General features: G+C 68.4%; 1 protein-coding gene. It reads left to right on the top strand.

Features of this window, described 5'->3' with window-relative positions:
* Positions 1-157: 157 nt before the first annotated feature.
* Positions 158-639, top strand: a 482-nt coding sequence (locus AOK17_RS52725; RefSeq protein WP_425424660.1) for an acyl-CoA dehydrogenase family protein, incomplete at its 3' end; no start/stop codon positions are given.

Genomic DNA, 639 nt, shown 5'->3' on the forward strand with positions numbered 1-639 from the left:
CCCCCGGCCGCTCCGAGCGGGCGGTTTCGCTCTTGTGCGCGTCCGGTTGGGCCGAACGGCGCGCGAGGGCTGGTGGGGGTGGGCGGAATCGGGTACATACGATCGAGTAGAACCGGTCGGTAACCGTACCGGAACCAAGATCCCTATTCGCGGCGAGGTGAGCCTCTTGTCCGCAACACCCCACCAGCCAGCTGTCACCGAACGTGAAGCCCGGCAGGTCGCCGAGGCGGCGCGGGAGCAGGACTGGCGCAAGCCCAGCTTCGCCAAGGAGCTGTTCCTCGGCCGTTTCCGGCTGGACCTGATCCATCCGCACCCGATGCCGCCGGACGAGGACGTGCAGCGCGGCGAGGAGTTCCTCACCAAGCTGCGCGACTTCTGCGAGACGAAGGTCGACTCGGCCCTCATCGAGCGGGAGGCGCGGATCCCGGACGAGACGATCAACGGGCTCAAGGAGCTCGGCGCCCTCGGCATGAAGATCGACACCAAGTACGGCGGCCTCGGTCTGACGCAGGTGTACTACAACAAGGCGCTCGCCCTGGTCGGCTCGGCGAACCCGGCGCTCGGCGCGCTGCTCTCCGCGCACCAGTCGATCGGCGTACCGCAGCCCCTGAAGCTCTTCGGCACGCAGGAGCAGCGGGA

This window comes from Streptomyces phaeochromogenes, from assembly GCF_001418655.1.
GTDB lineage: Bacteria > Actinomycetota > Actinomycetes > Streptomycetales > Streptomycetaceae > Streptomyces > Streptomyces phaeochromogenes.